This window comes from Pseudomonas sp. B23(2017) (assembly GCF_002113725.1).
GTDB classification, from domain to species: domain Bacteria; phylum Pseudomonadota; class Gammaproteobacteria; order Pseudomonadales; family Pseudomonadaceae; genus Aquipseudomonas; species Aquipseudomonas putida_Z.
In genome coordinates this window covers 117568-133269 of record NZ_NEJM01000002.1, presented here as the reverse complement: position 1 = coordinate 133269, position 15702 = coordinate 117568, and the positions used below count along the sequence as shown (strand labels likewise).

Annotated in this window: 13 protein-coding genes and 5 tRNA genes; 4 read left to right on the top strand and 14 right to left on the bottom strand. The window is 61.4% G+C overall.

The annotated features are described in order from the left end of the window. Positions 1-188: 188 nt before the first annotated feature. Positions 189-1187, bottom strand: coding sequence for a diguanylate cyclase (locus tag CAG46_RS03935; RefSeq protein ID WP_085614554.1), 999 nt, complete (start codon positions 1185-1187; stop codon positions 189-191). Positions 1188-1438: 251 nt separating this feature from the next. Beyond that, on the bottom strand, positions 1439-2317 hold the full coding sequence (locus tag CAG46_RS03930; RefSeq protein ID WP_025340113.1) for a LysR family transcriptional regulator: 879 nt from the start codon (positions 2315-2317) through the stop codon (positions 1439-1441). Positions 2318-2437: 120 nt separating this feature from the next. Between CAG46_RS03930 and CAG46_RS03925 the strand changes: the two genes are divergently transcribed. After that, a complete protein-coding gene (locus tag CAG46_RS03925; RefSeq protein ID WP_085614555.1) occupies positions 2438-3172 on the top strand; it encodes an AzlC family ABC transporter permease in 735 nt (244 codons plus the stop codon). Further along, positions 3169-3495 (top strand): AzlD domain-containing protein, encoded by a 327-nt coding sequence (locus CAG46_RS03920; protein WP_085614556.1) that lies wholly within the window; start codon positions 3169-3171, stop codon positions 3493-3495. Before CAG46_RS03925 ends, CAG46_RS03920 begins: the two co-directional genes overlap by 4 nt. A gap of 74 nt (positions 3496-3569) precedes the next feature. Here the strand turns inward: CAG46_RS03920 and CAG46_RS03915 are convergent. Next, positions 3570-3646 (bottom strand) — tRNA-Arg (locus tag CAG46_RS03915). A 111-nt stretch (positions 3647-3757) separates the two neighbouring features. Next, complete coding sequence (phnN, locus tag CAG46_RS03910) at positions 3758-4351, bottom strand: phosphonate metabolism protein/1,5-bisphosphokinase (PRPP-forming) PhnN (RefSeq protein ID WP_085614557.1); 594 nt, start codon at positions 4349-4351, stop codon at positions 3758-3760. Positions 4352-4696: 345 nt separating this feature from the next. Between phnN and CAG46_RS03900 the strand changes: the two genes are divergently transcribed. After that, positions 4697-5023, top strand: a complete 327-nt coding sequence (locus CAG46_RS03900) for an Arc family DNA-binding protein (protein ID WP_012273554.1) — start codon at positions 4697-4699, stop codon at positions 5021-5023. Between the two features lie 210 nt (positions 5024-5233). On the opposite strand, the gene mgtE is transcribed toward CAG46_RS03900, so the two are convergent. The 8 genes from mgtE to alaS all read right to left on the bottom strand — a co-directional run bounded on the left by mgtE (position 5234) and on the right by alaS (position 12823). After that, positions 5234-6676, bottom strand: coding sequence for a magnesium transporter (gene mgtE / locus CAG46_RS03895; RefSeq protein ID WP_025340118.1), 1443 nt, complete (start codon positions 6674-6676; stop codon positions 5234-5236). A 1043-nt stretch (positions 6677-7719) separates the two neighbouring features. Further along, a tRNA-Arg gene (locus tag CAG46_RS03890) sits at positions 7720-7796 on the bottom strand. 73 nt (positions 7797-7869) lie between these two features. Then, a tRNA-Arg gene (locus CAG46_RS03885) sits at positions 7870-7946 on the bottom strand. Between the two features lie 71 nt (positions 7947-8017). Beyond that, positions 8018-8094, bottom strand: a tRNA-Arg gene (locus CAG46_RS03880). Between the two features lie 106 nt (positions 8095-8200). After that, positions 8201-8291: transfer RNA gene (locus tag CAG46_RS03875), tRNA-Ser, on the bottom strand. Between the two features lie 72 nt (positions 8292-8363). Then, complete coding sequence (gene csrA, locus CAG46_RS03870) at positions 8364-8552, bottom strand: carbon storage regulator CsrA (protein WP_003254503.1); 189 nt, start codon at positions 8550-8552, stop codon at positions 8364-8366. A gap of 165 nt (positions 8553-8717) precedes the next feature. After that, complete coding sequence (locus CAG46_RS03865; RefSeq protein WP_013973645.1) at positions 8718-9953, bottom strand: aspartate kinase; 1236 nt, start codon at positions 9951-9953, stop codon at positions 8718-8720. A gap of 245 nt (positions 9954-10198) precedes the next feature. Then, positions 10199-12823: an alanine--tRNA ligase gene (gene alaS / locus CAG46_RS03860; RefSeq protein WP_025340119.1), complete on the bottom strand. Its 2625-nt coding sequence runs from the start codon at positions 12821-12823 to the stop codon at positions 10199-10201. Positions 12824-13088: 265 nt separating this feature from the next. On the opposite strand from alaS, the gene CAG46_RS03855 reads away from it, so the two are divergent. Next, positions 13089-14366, top strand: coding sequence for a M91 family zinc metallopeptidase (locus CAG46_RS03855; protein WP_085614559.1), 1278 nt, complete (start codon positions 13089-13091; stop codon positions 14364-14366). Positions 14367-14387: 21 nt separating this feature from the next. Here CAG46_RS03855 and astE read toward each other — a convergent pair whose 3' ends face one another. Together astE and CAG46_RS03845 are read right to left on the bottom strand one after the other, a co-directional pair. Next, a complete protein-coding gene (gene astE / locus CAG46_RS03850; protein WP_085614560.1) occupies positions 14388-15395 on the bottom strand; it encodes a succinylglutamate desuccinylase in 1008 nt (335 codons plus the stop codon). Between the two features lie 10 nt (positions 15396-15405). Then, on the bottom strand, positions 15406-15696 hold the full coding sequence (locus CAG46_RS03845; protein ID WP_003256592.1) for a topoisomerase II: 291 nt from the start codon (positions 15694-15696) through the stop codon (positions 15406-15408). Between the last annotated feature and the right edge of the window lie 6 nt (positions 15697-15702).

The following is a 15702-nucleotide window of genomic DNA, read 5'->3' as shown; positions in this document are numbered from 1 at the left end:
TTTTCATTCGGGCCTTACGGCGGTCCAAGACGCTGAAGCTAGCGCGACCGCTGTAGGAGCGGCCTTGTGTCGCGAAAGGGCTGCGTAGCAGCCCCGGCAATTTGTGCATCCTCGCTGAAACCCTGGGGCTGCTTCGCAGCCCTTTCGCGACACAAGGCCGCTCCTACAGGGGATCTGCGCCAGGCGGCCTATTCGGCTATCGCGTTCTTGCCAGCATCTTTGGCCCGGTACAGCGCCGTGTCGGCACGCGCCAGCAGTGCATGCTGGTCCTCTCCTTCCTGCCATTGCACCACGCCGTAACTCATGGTCAGCTGGCAATCGCCCACCGGCTCCACCTGCACCATCGCCTGGCGCAAGCGTGCTGCCACCTCCAGCGCCTCGCCGAGCGAGGCCTGCGGCAATACGATGACGAACTCGTCCCCGCCCCAGCGCGCCAGCAGGTCCTGCTGCCGCAGGCAGGTACGCAGGACGTCGACCACCCGCACCAGCGCCGCATCGCCACGGGCATGGCCATAGCGGTCATTGATCGGCTTGAAGTCGTCCAGGTCCATGGCTATCAGCGACAACGGCTGGCGAAAGCGCTTGGCACGCTCGCACTCCAGTTGCAGCGCCTTCTCCAGCCGATAGCGGTTGGCAATGCGGGTCAACGCGTCGCGCTCGGCCAGCTCGCGGTTTTCGTCCAGCTGCCGCTGCAACTGCTGGTTCACCCAGGACAGCTCGCGGGTGCGTTCGGCCACCTGGCTTTCCAGCGACTGGTTCCTCTGCTCCAGTTGCGCCACCAGGCGCTTGTTGGCGTCGATGTTGCGGTGGGCACCGAGCATGCGCGCCACCGAGCCATCCTCGTTATGGGCGATGATGTAGCCGCTGTCTTCGATCCACAGGTAGCTGCCATCGTGGCAACGGCAGCGGTATTCGACCAGGTAATGCTCGTTGCGCTGGTTGATGTACGCCTCGAAATGCGCCATCACCCGCGAGTAGTCCTCCGGGTGGATCACGCTTTCCCAGGTGAGCACCGAGTTGGCCATGGAGTGACTGGGGTAGCCGAGCATGGCGTACCAGCCCGGGTTGCGATAGACGTAGCCGGTATTGGCATTCCAGTCCCAGATACCATCGCTGATCAGATCGAACAACGTATGCAACTGCTGTTCACTGAAGCCGGCGGGTACCGGCCGGGTTTCCTGACTCATGGACGCTCTCCCTGATGCCGAGCCACAAGTGGCATGCCTCTGACGGGCAAGCATATGCCTAGCGTGGCACCATCGGAATAGCCCCAACGCCCTATTTTCGCGGTGTTGACGACGGGCATGGCACTTGCCCCGTTCGGCCTCTGTGGGAGCGGGCGTGCCCGCGAAGCAGGCGCTGCGGTGTAGGGCACCGGCTTCGCCGGTGTTCGCGGGCACGCCCGCTCCCACAGAAGCCGTACATGGCTTGGGGGCGCTCAAGCCAACTGCAACAGCGCCTCCTCCACGGCAGCAACCACCTGATTGCCCTTGGCACCCGGCAGCCGCCATGCGGCGATGGTCATGCCCAGTGGCACCGCGCGGTCGATGGGGGCGACCAGTTCGCCGCTGTCGAGGTAACGTTGCACCAGGCTTCTGCGCCCTATCAGCACCCCGGCGGCCAGCAAGGCTTGCTGCAGGGCGATCGAGTACAGGGAAAAACCCGGCCCACGGGCAACGAACTTGTGCCCGGGCATCACCGCCCCCGTCCACACCGCCCAGTCGTTCCAGCCCACGTCGGCGATGCAACGGGCGTCGGCAAGGTCCTCGGGCTTGGCGATGCTGGCGGCCAGGGCCGGCACGCACACGGGCAGGACTTCTTCCGTGGCTATCCTGCGTTGCCAGCGCTCGGGCTTTTCGGTGTAGAACAGGCACAGGTCGAACGGGCTGCGCTTCAGGTTGGGCGGCTCATCCACCGCCGTCACCGAGATCTCGATGGGTGCCAGTAGCCGGGTCAGTTCCGGCAGGCGTGGCCCTATCCACAACTGCGCCAGGGCAGGCGATGTGACGATATGCACCCGCTGCGGTGCGGCCAGGCGGCGCAGTGTGCGCGCGGCGGCTTCCACCGCGTCGAACGCCTCGGTGAACTGGCCTTTCACGCTTTCGCCCAAGGGCGTCAGGCGCACGCCTTTGGCGTGGCGCTCGAACAAGGCCGCGCCATATTCGCTTTCCAGGGTCTTGACCAAGGCGGCGATGGCCCCCGGGGTCACCTTCAGCTCGAGTGCGGCACGGGCAAAACCGCCCAGGCGGGCTGACGCTTCGAAGGCACGCAGGGCATTGAGCTGCAGCGAGTGCCGGGTAGGAGTATCGAGGTACACGGTTTCAGGCCTATTTTTTTAGGCCTACTATTCCAGAAATCTGACGTTGAGGCCAACTGTCGCGCGCATTAACGTGGACGTACCGCCCTTGCACCGTCTGCACTCTTTCAAGGATTTCAAATGCCGTATCCAAACGGGACCCAAGCGTTCAGGCAAGGTGCCCACAGCGCCCTGCCATTAACCTCCGGCATCGTGCCCTTCGGCCTGATCACCGGGGTCACGGCGATCGGCATGGGCCTGTCGCCAACCGATGCCATTGGCATGACCTTGCTGTTCTACTCCGGTTCGGCGCAAATGGTGGTGATGCAGTTGATGCAAAGCGCCGCCCTGCCGGTGACCATGGTAGTCACCGCACTGGTGATCAACCTGCGCTTCCTGATGTACAGCGCCAGCCTGGCCCCGCACCTGGGCCAGCTGCCGCGCCGCTACAAGTGGCCGATGGCGTACATGCTGTCAGATCAGTCCTTCGCCCTGTGCACGCTGAAGATGGGCTCGGGCGGGCTCGGGCAGCATGCCTACCCCTACTATGCCGGTACGGCAATCACCATGTTCTTCGGCTGGAACCTCTCGGTGCTGGCGGGCATGTACCTGGGCGCGAGCATTCCTGAAGACTGGTCGCTGGGCTTTGCCATTCCATTGTCATTCCTGGCCCTGTTGATACCCGGCATTCGCAATGCGGCCACGCTTGGCGCAGCGCTGACCGGCGGCGTGCTCGCCGTGCTGGCTGCCAACCTGCCCTACAACCTCGGCCTGCTGGCTGGCGCGCTGGGCGGCATCATCGCCGGGCTGGCCATCGAGAGCTGGCAAAAACAGCAAACCGTGGCAGACGCCAATACCGAGCAGGAAGCATCATGAGCGAAACGACCCAGTGGATAACCTTCATTCTGATCGGCCTGGGCACCTTCGCCATCCGCCTGTCGTTCATCGAGTTGCACACGGTGCTGCGCATCCCGCCACTGTTTCGCCGCGCCCTGGCGTATGTGCCGGCCAGCGTGTTGGCGGCATTGGTACTGCCGGCCGTGGTATTCCCCGACCGGCAGGCAGGGTTCGACTGGATGAACCCGCAGATACCAGCGGCGATACTGGCCGCGCTGGTGGCGTGGCGTACGCGCAGCACGATGCTGACGCTGATTGTGGGAATGGGAATGCTGTGGGCCTTGAAGCATCTGGGGATGTAGGAATACGCAGGTTCAAGGCTTCCCGATTTCGCGTCACCAACACCGGGTGAACGCGGTAAGGGAACGAAAGGAAATGGCGTCCCAGGCAGGAATTGAACCTGCAACCTTCCCCTTAGGAGGGGGATGCTCTATCCAATTGAGCTACTGAGACGCAAGTGCCGGCAGCGAACGCTGCACAGCAGGACGGCCAGCATGTTAACCAGCATGCTGGCGTTTGTCATGCCTCACGCGGGCTTTTTCGCGTAATCCTTTTCTGCCAATGCTACACCTGCGCCAGCACACCTTCATCACGCAGCAGCGCGAACAATGCCGCGACCGCGGTTTCCAGGGTGGTGGAGTTGTCCAGCACATGCAGCGACGGATCGGCCAGCGCCTGCAAGCGTGCATTACGTGCCAGGCGCTGCTCGACTTCCTCTGCGCTTTCCCGGCCGCGGGCCACCAGGCGCTCGCGCAGTACCTCGTGCCTGACCTCGACCAGCACTGCCAACAGGTTCGGGTAGCGCCGACGCGCCTCGGCCAGATAAGCCCGCGAACCATTCACCAGCACCGCCCTGCCCTCCGCCAGCCACTGGTCCACCTGCAGTGGAATGCCGTAATCCAGGCCATTGGCCCGCCAATGCATGGCGAACGCGCCTTGCGCGCGCAGTGCTTCGAACTGTTCGGCCGAGACTCCATGGGCGGCTTCGCCCTTGGCTTCGGCCGACCGGGTAATGACGCGACGGGCGATTTCCACCCCCGCGGCTGCCAATCGCTCACGAGAAGCATCGATCAGGGAATCTTTCCCGGAACCCGACGGTCCTACCAGATATATCAACCGACCTGTCCCTGATTGGCGGTCGCTTGCGTCATGTTGCATAGCCACTATGCTCTATGGAGGGAAACCGGCACATTCTAGGGGCTTTCCCAGCCTTTTGCTGCGTTTTACCAGTTTTTGACGGCAAAAGTCTGACGATTGGGCAAGCTGGAGCATGTAAAACTTTTCAAACCAGTACTCATTTCTGATAATTGGTACTGGCACAAAGCCTTTATCCGGCTCACTATTTGTCACAGAATTGACGCCAAGGAAACGGCGACCATGAGGCAAGATGAGCATCCATTTTTCACAGACGGTTGAACATTTCGTCGTCGCCACGGTCGTACTACCACCCCGTGCGGCCAATTTGAGAACCGCTTCCCCTGAACCAAAATCCGGTCAATTTATATGCGCCCAATGAAACAGGCTATTTATTCGAGCCGCACCGCTGACAAGTTCGTCGTCCGCCTGCCAGACGGGATGCGTGAGCGCATTGCCGAGGTAGCGCGCAACCATCACCGCAGCATGAACTCCGAAATCATCGCGCGCCTGGAACAGAGCCTTATCCAGGAAGGTGCGCTGGGTGACGAGCTGAGCATGCGCCTGGACAGCCCTGAACTGTCCCTGCATGAACGCGAGTTGTTGCAACGCTTCCGCCAACTGTCGCACCGCCAGCAGAACGCGCTGGTCGCCCTCATCGCTCACGATGTGGAAATGGCTACCGACGCCTCCTGAGGTTTGCAGCCGAACATGAAAAAGCCAGCGTAAGCTGGCTTTTTTGTGGATGGTGATCCTGCAAGAGACGCGATCCGTTTGTTTGTAGGAGCGGCCTTGTGTCGCGATGGGCCGCACAGCGGCCCCAGGATTTCACCAGCGTTGCGAAGATTGTTGGGGCCGCTGTGCGGCCCATCGCGACACAAGGCCGCTCCTACAGGGGACCGCGGGCTACAGCAGGAACAACGTGGCCAGCCCGAGGAAGATGAAGAACCCGCCGCTGTCGGTCACCGCGGTAATCATCACACTGGAGCCCATCGCCGGGTCGCGCCCCAGGCGCGTCAGGGTCATCGGGATCAACACTCCCATCAAGGCCGCCAACAGCAGGTTCAAGGTCATCGCCGCAGTCATCACCAGGCCCAACGACCAGCTGCCATACAGCCAGAACGCCACCGCACCGATCACCCCGCCCCAGATCAGGCCGTTGAGCAGCGATACCGCCAGCTCCTTGCGCATCAGGCGGCTGGTGTTGCCCGGCGACACCTGGTCCAGCGCCATGGCGCGCACGATCATGGTGATGGTCTGGTTACCGGAGTTGCCACCAATACCCGCCACGATCGGCATCAGCGCAGCCAGCGCCACCAGCTTCTCGATCGAACCTTCAAACAGGCCGATCACACGCGACGCAACGAAAGCGGTAATCAGGTTGATGGCCAACCAGGCCCAGCGGTTGCGCAGCGAACGCCAGACCGAGGCGAAGATGTCTTCTTCCTCACGCAAACCGGCCATGTTCAGCACTTCGCTTTCGCTTTCTTCACGAATCAGGTCGACCATTTCGTCGATGGTCAAGCGGCCGATCAGGCGTTCGTTCTTGTCCACGACCGGCGCAGATACCAGGTCATAACGCTCGAAGGCCTGCGCCGCATCATAGGCATCTTCCTCGGGGTGGAAGGAGACCGGGTCGGTCGCCATGACCTCCGCCACCTTCTTTTCCGGGTCATTGACCAGCAGGCGCTTGATCGGCAATACACCCTTGAGAATGCCGTCATAGTCGACCACGAACAGTTTGTCGGTGTGGTTCGGCAGTTCTTTCAGGCGGCGCAGGTAGCGCAACACCACTTCCAGGCTGACGTCTTCGCGGATGGTGACCATCTCGAAGTCCATCAGCGCACCAACCTGCTCCTCGTCGTAGCTCAGCGCCGAACGCACGCGCTCGCGTTGCTGGGCATCGAGGGTTTCCATCAGCTCGTGAACAACGTCACGCGGCAGCTCAGGAGCCAGGTCGGCCAGCTCGTCGGCGTCCATTTCCTTGGCGGCAGCGAGCAGTTCGTGATCGTCCATGTCGGCGATCAGCGATTGCCGCACGGCGTCGGACACTTCCAGCAGGATGTCGCCATCGCGATCCGAGCGCACCAGCTGCCAGACCGTCAGGCGGTCTTCCAGGGGCAAGGCTTCGAGGATGTAGGCGATGTCGGCGGGGTGCAGGTCATCGAGCTTGCGCTGCAGCTCGACGAGGTTCTGGCGGTGGACCAGGTTTTCCACCAGGTCGTTGTGGGCGCCTTCCTGACGGTGGGTCAGGTCTTCGACCACGCGCTGGCGTTGCAGCAGTTCGACCACCTGGGCCAGGCGGTCCTGCAGGCTTTCCTGCGCTTTTTTTACTTCTACTTCAGTCATAGGCGAACTCCACTCCCAGCAGCGGAGCACGCCGGGAGAATCAATCGGTCAGATCTTTCTGTATGAATCTTGTTAGCGAGTAACTACTGGGTAAGTCCATGGTGGTTTTCCACAAGCCCCGGCGGGGCTGACGGGCGCAATCATACACTGCTAAAGCTGTCAGATCGCTTAAAATTTTGGCCAGAACAATCGTTTGCGTGATAAAGCTGGGACAACGCTCGAAGCTATCAGTGCGACGGTGGGTCTGGCGGTCAAGTTACATTTGTTGTGTGCCTGGATGTGTATGCGGTGCCTGATCGATCCTGGGGCTGCTTTGCAGCCCATCGCGACACAAGGCCGCTCCTACAAGGGATCGCGTACTTCTGTAGGAGCGGCCTTGTGTCGCGAAAGGGTCGCGCAGCGGCCCTAAAGGCACACGCTCAATCTACAGAAGAGCTTAGATCGACATCACCAACAATTCATTGGCGCAGAAAAACAAAAAGCCCGCTCAATTGAGCGGGCTTCTTGATTTGGTGTGGCGCCACATTTGTTGTGTGCCCGGATGTGCATGCGGTGCCTGATCGATCCTGGGGCTGCTTTGCAGCCCATCGCGACACAAGGCCGCTCCTACAAGGGATCGCGTACTTCTGTAGGAGCGGCCTTGTGTCGCGAAAGGGTCGCGCAGCGGCCCTAAAGGCACACGCTCAATCTACAGAAGAGCTTAGATCGACATCACCAACAATTCATTGGCACAGAAAAACAAAAAGCCCGCTCAATTGAGCGGGCTTCTTGATTTGGTGTGGCGCCACATTTGTTGTGTGCCCGGATGTGCATGCGGTGCCTGATCGATCTTGGGGCTGCTTTGCAGCCCATCGCGACACAAGGCCGCTCCTACAAGGGATCGCGTACTTCTGTAGGAGCGGCCTTGTGTCGCGAAAGGGTTGCGCAGCGACCCCAAAGGCACACGCTCAATCTACAGAAGAGCTTAGATCGACATCACCAACAATTCATTGGCACAGAAAAACAAAAAGCCCGCTCAAATGAGCGGGCTTTTTGATTTGGTGTGGCGGACTCAGGAGGATTCGAACCTCCGACCGCTCGGTTCGTAGCCGAGTACTCTATCCAGCTGAGCTATGAGTCCGTGGTGGTATTTTTTAGACCAGGTTACCACTGGTTGGTTGAAGTGCCTTTGCAAGCAGAGCCACTTCAAAAAGTGGCGGACTCAGCAGGATTCGAACCTGCGACCGCTCGGTTCGTAGCCGAGTACTCTATCCAGCTGAGCTATGAGTCCGCGATGGTAGTTTTAGACCAGATTACCACTGGTTGTTTGAAGCAGCCTTGCAAACAAAGCCACTTCAAAAGTGGCGGACTCAGGAGGATTCGAACCTCCGACCGCTCGGTTCGTAGCCGAGTACTCTATCCAGCTGAGCTATGAGTCCGTGTCTTGCCGCGCATTATAGGTCGCTGAAACATTTTTGCAAGAACTTTTTCGTTTAAAATCAACTACTTAGCGTTCTTACTGTTTACAGCGCCCTAAGCGAATAATGGCGGTGAAGGGGGGATTCGAACCCCCGATACCCTTATGAGGTATACTCCCTTAGCAGGGGAGCGCCTTCGGCCACTCGGCCACCTCACCGCAACACGAGGCGAATATTAAACAGGCTCTTCCTCGTTTGCAACCCTTTTTTTGAAAAAAACTTCAAAAAAATTAAAGGCTTGGCTCCTCGTCCTTCTCTTTCTTGATCCGCAGGTAGATTTCCTCGCGGTGCACAGCCACTTCTTTCGGGGCGCTGACGCCAATACGCACCTGGTTGCCTTTGACGCCGAGCACCGTCACGGTGATCTCGCCGTCTCCAATGATCAGGCTCTCGGCGCACCGACGAGTCAGAATCAACATAGCTTTCTCCTTACGCAAAACATTCAGGGGTAACAGTCTTGGGTGTCGCGGCCTGGTCGTGGACGACGACCAGGGCCCGGTTACTCGCCACACAGGGCAGGACAGGCCTGTGTGGCGAGCAGAAACGCGAAGGGCGCGGCAAGCCGCGCCCTTCCAGGCAGCGTATTACTCGCTCTGTCGTGCCGGAGCGTCGAGCTCGAACGCGGTGTGCAGCGCGCGTACGGCCAGCTCCAGGTACTTCTCTTCGATCACGACCGAAACCTTGATCTCGGAGGTGGAGATCATCTGGATGTTGATGCTCTCCTTGGCCAGCGCTTCGAACATGCGGCTGGCAACACCGGCGTGCGAACGCATGCCGACGCCGACGATCGAGACCTTGGCGATCTTGGTGTCGCCGATCACTTCACGGGCACCGATTTCGCGGGCAGTGTTTTCCAGCACGCTCTGCGCCTTCTCGTACTCGTTGCGGTGTACGGTGAAGGTGAAGTCGGTGGTGTTATCGTGGGCAACGTTCTGCACGATCATGTCGACCTCGATGTTCGAGGCGCTGATCGGGCCGAGGATCTTGAAGGCCACGCCCGGGGTGTCCGGCACGCCGCGAATGGTCAGCTTGGCTTCATCACGGTTGAAGGCGATACCGGAAATGATCGGCTGTTCCATGGATTCCTCTTCATCAATGGTAATGAGGGTACCCGGACCCTCCTTGAAGCTGTGCAGCACGCGCAGCGGAACGTTGTACTTGCCGGCGAACTCCACCGAACGGATCTGCAGCACCTTGGAACCGAGGCTGGCCATTTCCAGCATCTCTTCGAAGGTGATCTTCTCCAGGCGCTGGGCCTGTGGCACAACGCGCGGGTCGGTGGTGTAGACGCCATCGACGTCGGTGTAGATCTGGCACTCGTCAGCCTTCAGCGCAGCCGCCAGGGCCACGCCCGTGGTGTCGGAGCCACCACGGCCCAGGGTGGTGATGCTGCCGTGCTCGTCGACGCCCTGGAAGCCCGCTACCACGACCACGCGGCCTTCCTTGAGGTCGGCACGAATCTTCTGGTCGTCGATCTGCAGGATGCGCGCCTTGTTGTGCGCGCTGTCGGTGAGAATGCGCACCTGGTTGCCGGTGTAGGACACCGCTGGCACACCACGCTTGATCAAGGCCATGGTCAGCAAGGCAATGGTGACCTGCTCACCGGTCGACACGATCACATCCAGTTCACGCGGAACCGGCTGATCGGTGATCTGCTTGGCCAGGTCGATCAGGCGATTGGTTTCACCGCTCATGGCCGACAACACAACCACCAGGTCGTCGCCCGCCTCACGGTGTTTCTTGACCTTATCGGCTACCTGCTCGATCCGCTCGATGGAACCGACAGAGGTGCCGCCAAATTTCTGTACGATCAACGCCATTTCAATGGTGCCTCAGCCCATACAGGGCCCCAAAAAACAATCCAACATGAAGAGGCCGGATGGGAGTGGCCTGTGTGGCTAATTCTTGCACCCAAATTCGGCACCAGGATTCGCCTCGCTGCGTTGCCACTCCTCGCCGTAGCCCGGCTACGACTCGTCGCGGCGCCTTGCGCGGCAAACCCTGGCACTCGAATTTGAGCGCAAGAATTAGCCGTACAGGCCACTAGACCGCCGGCCCCCTCATCTCAAAGTCCCTGCTCTGCGAATGGCACGGCCAGCGCCAGGGCCTGGTCCAGTGCAGCGACGTCGACGCCGCCACCCTGGGCCATGTCCGGACGGCCACCGCCCTTGCCACCCACCGCCGCAGCGGCTTGTTTCATCAGATCGCCAGCCTTGAGTTGGCTGGAGAGGTCCTTGGTCACGCCGGCCACCAGCACGACCTTGCCCTCATGCTCGCTGCCCAGCAGGATCACTGCGTGGCCGAGCTTGTTCTTCAGCTGATCGACCAGCGCCAGCAGGGCCTTGCCGTCCTGCCCATCCAGGCGGGCGGCGAGCACCTTGGCGCCCTTGACCTCAACGGCCGCGTTGGAGAGATCATCCCCGGCGGCGCTGGCGGCCTTGGCCTGCAGCTGTTCCAGCTGCTTCTCCAGCTGGCGGTTGCGCTCGAGCACAGCCGACAGCTTGTCGATCAGGTTGTCGCGGTTACCCTTCACCAGCTGCGCGGCTTCCTTGACCTGCTCTTCGGCAGCGTTCAGGTAGGCCAGCGCAGCAGCGCCGGTGACCGCTTCGATACGGCGCACGCCAGAGGCCACGCCGCCTTCGCTGATGATCTTGAACAGGCTGATGTCACCGGTGCGCTTGGCGTGGATACCGCCGCACAGCTCCACCGAGAAATCGCCGCCCATGCTCAGCACACGCACGGTGTCGCCGTACTTCTCGCCGAACAGCGCCATGGCACCCTTGGCCTTGGCGGTTTCGATGTCGGTCAGTTCGGTTTCCACCGCAGTGTTCTTGCGCACTTCGCGGTTGACGATGTCTTCCAGGGCCTTGATCTGCTCTGGTTTCACCGCCTCGAAGTGGCTGAAGTCGAAACGCAGGCGCTGGCTGTCGACCAGCGAGCCTTTCTGCTGCACGTGCTCGCCCAGTACCTGGCGCAGCGCTTCGTGCAGCAGGTGGGTGGCGGAGTGGTTCAGCGAGGTGGCGTGCTGCACGTCGGCATCGACCTTGGCCTGGACCGGCGAACCGATCACCAGCGCACCGCTGGCAACCACGCCGTGGTGCAGGAAAGCACCACCGGTCTTGGTGGTGTCGCGCACGTCGAAGCGCGCAGCGCCAGCCTGCAGGTAGCCGGTGTCACCCACCTGGCCACCGGATTCGGCGTAGAACGGCGTGCGGTCGAGCACGACCACGCCCTGCTCGCCTTCACCCAGCTGGTCGACGGCCTGGCCGTCCTTGTACAGGGCGATGATCTTGCCCTGGCCTTCGGTGGCCTCGTAGCCGAGGAACTCGGTGGCGCTGTCGACCTTGACCAGGCTGTTGTAGTCCATGCCGAAGGCGCTGGCGGAACGGGCGCGCTCACGCTGGGCGTCCATCTCGCGCTCGAAGCCGGCTTCGTCGATGGTCAGCTCGCGCTCGCGGGCGATGTCGGCGGTCAGGTCCATCGGGAAGCCGTAGGTGTCGTACAGCTTGAACACCACATCGCCCGGCACCACCTCGCCCTTCAGCTGGGCCAGGTCCTGCTCGAGGATGCGCAGGCCCTGCTCCAGGGTCTTGGCGAACTGTTCTTCTTCAGCCTTGAGCACGCGTTCGATGTGCGCCTGCTGGCTGTTCAGTTCCGGGAAGGCCTCGCCCATTTCGGCGACCAGCGCGGCGACGATCTGGTAGAAGAAGCTGCCTTTGGCGCCCAGCTTGTTACCGTGGCGGCAGGCACGACGAATGATGCGGCGCAGCACGTAGCCACGGCCTTCGTTGGACGGCAGCACGCCGTCGGCGATCAGGAAGCCGCACGAACGGATGTGGTCGGCGACCACTTTCAGCGAGGCCTGGCCCTCATTGCCGCAACCGATGGCCTTGGCCGCGGCCGACAGCAGGTTCTGGAACAGGTCGATCTCGTAGTTCGAGTGCACGTGCTGCAGCACGGCGCTGACGCGCTCCAGGCCCATGCCGGTGTCCACCGACGGCGCTGGCAGCGGGTGCAGCACGCCGTCGGCGGTGCGGTTGAACTGCATGAAGACGTTGTTCCAGATCTCGATGTAGCGGTCGCCGTCTTCTTCAGGCGAGCCGGGTGGGCCGCCCCAGATGTCCGGGCCGTGGTCGTAGAATATCTCGGTGCATGGGCCGCACGGGCCGGTGTCGCCCATGGTCCAGAAGTTGTCGGAGGCGTACGGGGCGCCCTTGTTGTCGCCGATGCGCACCATGCGCTCGGCCGGCACGCCGACTTCCTTGGTCCAGATATCGTAGGCTTCGTCGTCAGTGGCGTAGACGGTGACCCAGAGCTTTTCCTTGGGCAGGTTCAGCCATTTTTCCGAAGTCAGGAAGGTCCAGGCGAAGGTGATCGCATCGCGCTTGAAATAGTCACCGAAGCTGAAGTTGCCCAGCATTTCGAAGAAAGTGTGGTGACGCGCGGTGTAACCGACGTTTTCCAGGTCGTTGTGCTTGCCACCGGCGCGCACGCACTTCTGGCTGCTGACGGCACGCGTGTAGGCACGCTTCTCCGCACCGAGGAAGCAGTCCTTGAACTGGTTCATGCCGGCATTGGTGAACAGCAGGGTCGGGTCGTTGTTCGGGATCAGCGAACTGGAGGCGACTCGGGTATGTCCCTGCTCTTCGAAGAAGCGAAGGAAGGCTTCACGGATTTCTGCGCTTTTCATAGGTTCTTCCACGGAAACGGCGGCCGTTTGGGCTAATACGTCGAATCGACGAAACGACGGCAAAGGGCGCCATTATAGCCAGCCTGAACGGGAGATACAGTGTGTTTGTACACCAGAACAGCAATCGGCGGATGAAAAGCCGTTCATGAGCACGGCCAGGGCGGAAAAGCAGACCTGCAGGCCCACCCATGCGGTACATAAGCAACACCTGACCCGCGCAGTGGAACGGGATCCTGCTGGCCCACCCTCGCTGCCGGAGCACTCCATGCCTGAGCTGAACCTGTCCAAACTCCACTCGGATCCACACCCACTGCCTCACGAGGCTACCCTGGCCAATCCGAACCCGATCTACTACATAGATGCTCGCGAACCTGGTTACGCCCAGACCGCCTTTCCCAATGAAGACACCCCCCAGCAGCAGACCGAGGTCAAGTACATCCAGGCTGACCCCAACGTGCGAATCACCCTGGAACACACTTACCCGTTGGGGCGACGCTATCGCCGCAACACCCAGAACAGCGAGCTGCTGGTCTTCAACGTGGCCCCGCGTGCGCTGCGTGCGGATGAGCAGCAAAAGCGCGTACGTATCGCCCCTCGCGAATGCCTGCTGGAAGTGACCATCAACGATGCGGTATTCATGGTCGCCGCGCATACCGCCCAAGCCATCGCCATTCGCCTCACCGATGGCAATCACCACGTCGTCATCGCCCCGGAGGTGAAGAAGACGTTGCTGATCGACATGATAGGGAGCGGCAACAGGATCGACACCGGCGCAGGTATCGTCCACATCGACGCCCATACCGGCACGCACCAGATTGTGGTCGGTAGCGGCCCGGTACTCATCGACAAGGGCGACGCGGTTGTCAACGTCACGGGGCACCGCCTGCTTGGCCGCGAATCCTCCAGGGTCGGGCTCTACCGCGATACCGAAAACGATGCACGACTGGCCCGGCCCGTGACGGTCGAACATCAGGCCCTGGGCAATATCGGCGTGCGAGTGACGGGTAGCGACCCGTTCAGGCAAGCAGCACAGGATGCGCTGGAGCTGCTGCGCAAACTACCCTGCGGCCAGGCGCTACTGGCGGCCCTGGATAAAAAGGCCGGGCAGTCCGGGACACCAATCAGCGTGATCGAAGCATCCAGACACCAATTCACGACCTATACACCCAGCGACCACGAAGAAGATGAAGACGAAGGCCACTTCATCATCGACGAAAACCAGAGTAGCTGGGGCTACAGCGGCGGCACCCTGGCATACAACCCAGGCTGGTCGACCGCTGCGCAACTGCCACTACTCGACCTTTACCGCTGCCTTTGCCAAGGCTGGAACTCGATGTCAGGCACAGTCTTTCCGGGCCAGACCGAGGTTCAAGGCAAAAACGGCGCTTATCCGGTGGACAACCTGCTGCTGCAGAGCATCGGCTTACCCACCGATTGCAGGTTCACATTCGGCGGCAGCACCGCCCTGAACACCAACCCACCCGCCTTCACTGAAAACGGGCTGCGCCAGGCGCTGCAACTGGAGCTGCGCACACAGCCGTGAGCCCAGTGTATCGGGGCCAGCTCAGCCTAGTCGCTGGCCGGAGTCAGGAACGATCAGAATCCCCGCCCTGAGGCCATTCTTGACCTTGGGGTTGGGGAAGATGATGCGCGCGCCCTCCTCCTCGACTACCCAGCGCGTCTCAGCCAGGTCTTCGGCCAGCAGGTAACCTTTGCTCAGCTCAGAGAAATTCTCGATGTCCGCCGGCAGGTGCAGGTGGAAGCTGTCGCTGTGCTTGATGATCTCGCGGGACACGCTGAACAGCTGCAGGCCATCCAGAGAGCCTTCGCCCTGTGGCTCGGTGTCTTCGATGATGTGGATCAGCCTCGCTTCCAGCTTGTCGAGGTTGACCAGCTCGTTCTGACCGAACGGGCGGGCCTTGCCCAGCTCCAGGGTGAAGGCTTCGGCCTCCAGCTGCTCGTAGGTGAAGGCGCTGAAGGTGATGGAAGACTTGCTCTGCAGCAACACCGCCTCCATGCCCGCCGCCGCCAGGCGCGCCAGCTCGCGACGGGAATGCTTGCGCCCCTCTTTATAAGGGTACAAGGCGAACTGCTCGATCTTCGAGCCGCGGATGGCGGTATGCAGGTCGTAGTGCAGGCGGCTGCGCCCCGGCTTGCTGAAGAACACCCGGGCGAACTGTTCCAGCTCGGCGGCACGCAATGCCTCGAAGCCACTGGAAAGCTCGTGGCGGCCGTTGAACAGGCGGTTGATGTCCTGCTCGATGAAGCGCTCGCCCTTGCGGATCGCTGCCGGGTTGCCGAACAGGAACAGCACCCGGGCCTTGGGTTTGATCTTGCCGTTGGCCACGCCATGCAGCAGCCGCTCGAGCAACTCGATCGGTGCCGTTTCGTTGCCGTGGATGCCGGCGGACAACAGCAAGTCCAGCCCGCAATCCTCGCTTTCGGCCGGGCGCACTTCGAGCGCGCCCTCCCCCAGCCAACGCAAACGCGCGCCCTTGGGTGTCACTTGGGTCTTCTCGGCCGGTTCGTGATCGGTGAGGGTCAGCTCAAGCAATTTGCCAAGGGCGAGCATAGGTACTTCCTTAGTGGTGGTGGCCGCAGTCGGGGCCATGGACGTGATCGTCGTCTTCGCCGACCTCCGCCGGTTCCATTTCCAGCTGCAGGCTGACCAGGTTGGTGGCCATCGGGCGCAGCAGCAGGTTGGCGTACTCGGTGTCGTCTTCCTCGACATCCACGCCGATCAGCAGCTGGCCACGACCATCCTGCTGAATCCACACTTCCTTGCCTTGCCAGACCACGGCAAAGCGGGTGCAGGAAGTTTCCAGCTGGGTGCCGTCTTCATCTTCCAGGATAAGGCGCAGGGCGTCGGTCATTGCAAA